The following is a 4,598-nucleotide window of genomic DNA, read 5'->3' on the forward strand; positions in this document are numbered from 1 at the left end:
TCATATATGCCAAGCATAACCCACGTCGCAAGGTAGGCAGATCCTTATTGACAACTGACAGACATCATTATGTCTCGAAGGTATTCATGGTTTGATTCCCTGCGAATAGAGTAAGATCCGTCATTGAAGGAAATCACGCGCTGCGTGATTATCCGGAACCCATTGGAAGGAGAAAGATGGCTGGCCTTGGAAAATATCTGATCCTGTTCGGAATCGTCATCATCTTTGTGGGGACTCTCCTTCTCATCGCGCCAAAGGTCCCATGGCTGGGGCGTTTGCCGGGGGACATCCTTATCCGCAAAAAGAAATTTACCTTCTATTTTCCCCTGGCCACATCCATTATTCTCAGCATCATCCTCACGGTGCTGATCAACCTGTTCAGGAAATAATTTAGACTCAAAATCCAGGATGCAAGATCTAAAAAAAGACAATCTACGAAAGGGATTGAAGAGGGTCAGGCCGGGAATTGAGCAATACCCATATGATAGTGTCAGAGATTGACAAATTCCCGGCCTGACCCCCAGAAGTTCGCATGCTAAACTTGACGCTTAAACGTTATAGCGTTAAGGTGCCCTCATGAGCGGAAGATCCAGACGCGCCACCATCTACCTCGACCCTGACCTGCACAGGGCCCTGAAGCTCAAGGCGGTCCAGATGGACCGGTCTGTCTCAGAGCTGGTGAGCGAGGCCGTGAGGGAAAGCCTGACCGAGGACGCCGAAGACCTGGCTGCTTTCGACACACGTTCTTCGGAGCCCGATCTGGATTTCGAAACGGTGGTCCGGGACCTGAAGGAACGTGGCAAGATATAAGCTCCTCATCAAACCCTCCGCGGTGAAGGAGCTCGAATCGATCCCGGAAAAAGACCATCCCGGATCGTCTACCGGATCCAGGGACTCGCAGACAACCCCCGCCCCCACGGCTGTGAAAAGCTTTCGGGGCAGGAAAAATATCGTCTGAGGCAGGGTCGATACCGGATCCTGTACCGGATCCTCGACGACGAGGTAGTTGTCATCGTGGTCAAGGTCGCCCACAGGAAGGAGGCGTACCGGGGCAGTGTCTAGTTCCAATAATTCACGAAGACAAACCGTGGGGACAAACCGTGGGGTCGGTTCTCGTTTTTCATACTTTTGTGTGAAATAACCCAAATCCAAGTCCTGCCTTGCATTCCCGCAGCTCTAAAGACTCAAGTGCTCTGACACCGGATCCCTCAAAAACTACCTCGACCTTGCGCAATTGCGCCTGAAGCTCGATGGCTGGGAGAAGGACCCGAGCCCACGGTTTGCCCCCGCCAGTTGAACCGTTCGATGGTGGTGTGAAGGATGTTGAGATACTTGATCCTGTCAGCCTCGTCGAGGAAGATCATCATCCTCTCATTACCCCTGCTTATGATATGTTATAGAGCGCCCTCGAACTGGATCCTCAACGGACGTGCCATTTTCGTTACGCTCCTGAGATAGGTTGAATATTGATTCAGGAGGTAGCAAAATGAGGACCAAAGGGAAAAACCTGAGAATCTGAGCTCCGACCCCAAGGGGTGCCGGATTACCTCATTGCCGCTGTTCAGAACATCAGGCTGCTGGTAACCCACGGCAAACCCAAACCGGCGGCAGTGGGCAAAGTGGAGATGGTTCAGGGCAGGAGAATCAACGCCTTTCTTTTATTTGCCCGTTTATTTGGCTTGGAATCGGATCAGTTGATCACTGTTTAGAAAAAAGCAGCGGGGTGTTGCGAAAACTGACCATGACACCCTTTGAGCAACAACCCGCCAAGATACGACCCCAGAATTACTGCTGCATTACGGGGATTGCTCGATGGTGATTTGGAAGATCACCCCATGGACAAGAAAGCTTCAGAGCTCATAGAGAAGTTCCTGAACCCCATCCTTGAGACGGAGGCGTCATTGCTCCCAGGAAAGAAGCAGCGTGCTCTGCATGAAATGAGTCTCATCTTGAAGCATGATGGAAAGGAAGCGGAACGGGTAGGCGACAAAGATCGTATAAAAACCGTAAGAGATCACCTAAGCCTACTTGAGATCCCGGCAAATGAAGACGAGCGCCCCGATCTTGATGCTGTGGCAGAAGCCTGGCTCGATCTGATCCGTGAGACCTGGTACGAAAAGTTGACCCAGCGCCGACGGTTCAAACCGTTGCGATTGAAGAATATCAGGAAGGACTTGAGGAACAAGCCGATATTCTCTGAGCGGATCGTTGATGCCTTCGAGAAGATCCCAACGGCTCAGCCCATTCATACAAAGGTTTTTTCTGCAATAGTGGGTGTGCCAGACTGAGAGAACTACTTCATGGGGCGTGGGGGGCAGGGCACATTCCTTGGTTTCAGGCCTGATCCCACAGATTCCTGTTAATCTTGCCATGGGCAGGGTGCTTTCCACTCGTGGCACAGGGGGTAGAAAATGTCCGAAAAGCAAAGCTCCGGAAAGGAAAAGGGTGGCAAAAAAACGAGCGGCAAAGTTGTCGATATCAGCACTCGTTTGGATCTGCCTCCGGAAAAGTCCGAAGTATCCAATGTATCCGCAGCCTGGGACTTGATCTACGAAGCCAGGGAAATACAGGGCAGGGAAAAGAGGGTAAAGCTTGCGAATAAAGCCCTCGAGCTCTGGCCGGACTGCGCCGACGCCTACATCATCCTTGCCGAGGATGAGGCGGGCACTGTGGAGGAGGCTGCGGAATACTTCGAAAAGGCTGTCAAGGCCGGGGAGCGGGTTCTGGGAAAGAAGACGTTCGAGGAGGATAAGGGCCATTTCTGGGGACTTCTCGAGACCCGGCCCTACATGGCAGCCAGGGCCGGCCTGGCCTTCATGCTGATCCAAATGGGTAAAACGGAGGAAGCGGCTCAACACTACAGGGAGATGCTCGCTCTCAACCCGGGGGACAACCAGGGGATCCGTTACGAACTGGCGGCGCTCCTCGTGGAGCTGGAATGCGACGAGGAGCTTGGAAAGCTGCTGGCAAGGTATGAAGGCGATGGTTCCGCCGCCTTCACCTACACCAGTGCTCTTCTGAATTTTCGCAAGGACGGCGATTCGCCCCGCTCCAGGGATTTGCTGGCTGAGGCGTTTAAAAGCAACCCGTACGTGCCGAGGTACCTGCTGGGAAGGAATAAACTACCCGAACAGTTCCCCACCACCATCGGGTTCGGAGACGAATCGGAGGCGGTCTATTTCTCCATTACGTTCCTTCCGGGATGGTTCATGACGGTTGGCGCCATTGATTGGCTCAGGGAGTATGAGGCCGGCCTGAAGGAACAGGGTCCGGGTGGCGGCGCGAAGGCTTCGCCAAAAGCCGGACGCAACGAGCCATGTCCCTGCGGCAGCGGGAAGAAATACAAGAAGTGTTGTCTGGGTGTTGACAACACCAACGAAGGGCCGTCACCAGGCGGGACAGGAGACAGCCGACAGGAAAGTCTCAGGGACGAGATCCGCCAATTCGTTGAGGGCAAGTCCTTCGAGCCGGTGGAGGAGTTCCAGGCGGAAACGGATCGCTTCATGGATGTCAGGAACGTCGAGTCCATCGAAGATTTCGATGGGTTGTCGGCGGACCAGATGACCTGGCTTCTATACTATCCTTTCGATGCCAACTCGCCGTTGACCATCAACGCGGACGCGGCGGTCCCGGAGGATATCCCCTTCCTCAGGTTGTTTACACCAATTATCCGGGAATTGGCCAGGAAACCCTTGAAAGCAACAGCTACCGGGAACCTTCCCTTGAAGTTGGTGAAGGCGGTAGCCAACGAATGGTCTGCGGATCTTCCGGAAATATACAGGCGCCATTACTTGCGTATCAGGTCTGAAAAGGATTTCATGGATTTTCACACGGTGCGCCTCACTGCGTTGATGGGCGGGTTCATCAAAAAAAGGCATCAGTGCTTCAGCCTCACGAAGCGAGGTGAGTCCATCCTGGCGGATGGGTTTGGCGGGGAGGTGTTCCGGGGGCTATTCGAGACTTACGCACAGAAATTTAATTGGGGCTTCAGGGATCGGTACCCGGACCTGCAGATCGTCCAACTGGCATCCTTTTATGCTCTGTACCTGCTCAAGAAATATGGCGGCGAAGAAAGGCCAATGGCCTTTTACGGGGACAAATTCCTCCTGGCTTTTCCCATGGCGATCCACGACGTCGACGAAAAAGCATACTCGACCCGGGAGGAGACGGTCATGCAGTGCTTTGCCCTGAGGGCGATGGATCGTTTCGCTCACTTCTTCGGTTTTATGGAATATGCCGAAAAAGACTATGATCTTTTCAACCGGTTTGAAAGGAACGTCAGGAAGACACCCTTCCTGGACGACTGGATCAGCTTCCGGCTGAATTAGAGGGGTCGCAGCCGGCAGGATGGCAGACGAGACTGATTTTCACCCGGACAGCCAGACCTTTGGAGTTGCCATGAAAAAGTATCCGAAGAAGATTAATAAACTTATCCGTGAGCTTAAAATGGGGGGGTTCATTGGGGTCAAGGGGTGAATTATGGCGTATCCGATAGGTATTGTCAGAAATACCACAATTCACCGGGTTGTTGCTCAAACATGGCTGAGTTTGGTTTTTCGCAACTCCCCGCCATATGTTCCTAAACCGTGATCGGCTGA

Annotated in this window: 7 protein-coding genes and 1 pseudogene; 7 read left to right on the forward strand and 1 reads right to left on the reverse strand. The window is 53.0% G+C overall.

The annotated features are described in order from the left end of the window. Positions 1-176 precede the first annotated feature (176 nt). The 3 genes and pseudogenes from P1S59_14170 (at position 177) to P1S59_14180 (ending at position 1,062) form a co-directional block, all read left to right on the forward strand. Positions 177-389: a DUF2905 domain-containing protein gene (locus tag P1S59_14170; GenBank protein MDF1527376.1), complete on the forward strand. Its 213-nt coding sequence runs from the start codon at positions 177-179 to the stop codon at positions 387-389. 187 nt (positions 390-576) lie between these two features. Beyond that, the gene (locus P1S59_14175; GenBank protein MDF1527377.1) at positions 577-810 is read left to right on the forward strand and encodes a ribbon-helix-helix domain-containing protein; all 234 of its coding nucleotides are present in this window, start codon (positions 577-579) and stop codon (positions 808-810) included. Continuing rightward, positions 797-1,062: pseudogene (locus P1S59_14180) on the forward strand (type II toxin-antitoxin system RelE/ParE family toxin). The gene P1S59_14175 and the pseudogene P1S59_14180 overlap by 14 nt, the downstream one beginning before the upstream one ends. 146 nt (positions 1,063-1,208) lie before the next feature. Here P1S59_14180 and P1S59_14185 read toward each other — a convergent pair. Then, complete coding sequence (locus P1S59_14185; GenBank protein MDF1527378.1) at positions 1,209-1,367, reverse strand: hypothetical protein; 159 nt, start codon at positions 1,365-1,367, stop codon at positions 1,209-1,211. Between the two features lie 168 nt (positions 1,368-1,535). On the opposite strand from P1S59_14185, the gene P1S59_14190 reads away from it, so the two are divergent. The 4 genes from P1S59_14190 (at position 1,536) to P1S59_14205 (ending at position 4,476) form a co-directional block, all read left to right on the forward strand. Further along, entirely contained in the window at positions 1,536-1,709 is a 174-nt protein-coding gene (locus P1S59_14190) for a hypothetical protein (GenBank protein MDF1527379.1), read from the forward strand. 126 nt (positions 1,710-1,835) lie between these two features. Continuing rightward, positions 1,836-2,288: a hypothetical protein gene (locus P1S59_14195; protein MDF1527380.1), complete on the forward strand. Its 453-nt coding sequence runs from the start codon at positions 1,836-1,838 to the stop codon at positions 2,286-2,288. Positions 2,289-2,411: 123 nt separating this feature from the next. Beyond that, positions 2,412-4,328: an SEC-C metal-binding domain-containing protein gene (locus P1S59_14200; GenBank protein ID MDF1527381.1), complete on the forward strand. Its 1,917-nt coding sequence runs from the start codon at positions 2,412-2,414 to the stop codon at positions 4,326-4,328. A gap of 19 nt (positions 4,329-4,347) precedes the next feature. Beyond that, the gene (locus tag P1S59_14205; protein ID MDF1527382.1) at positions 4,348-4,476 is read left to right on the forward strand and encodes a hypothetical protein; all 129 of its coding nucleotides are present in this window, start codon (positions 4,348-4,350) and stop codon (positions 4,474-4,476) included. Positions 4,477-4,598: the final 122 nt, after the last annotated feature.

The sequence above is a fragment of the bacterium genome, assembly GCA_029210965.1.
In the GTDB taxonomy this organism is placed as follows: Bacteria; BMS3Abin14; BMS3Abin14; order BMS3Abin14; family BMS3Abin14; genus JALHUC01.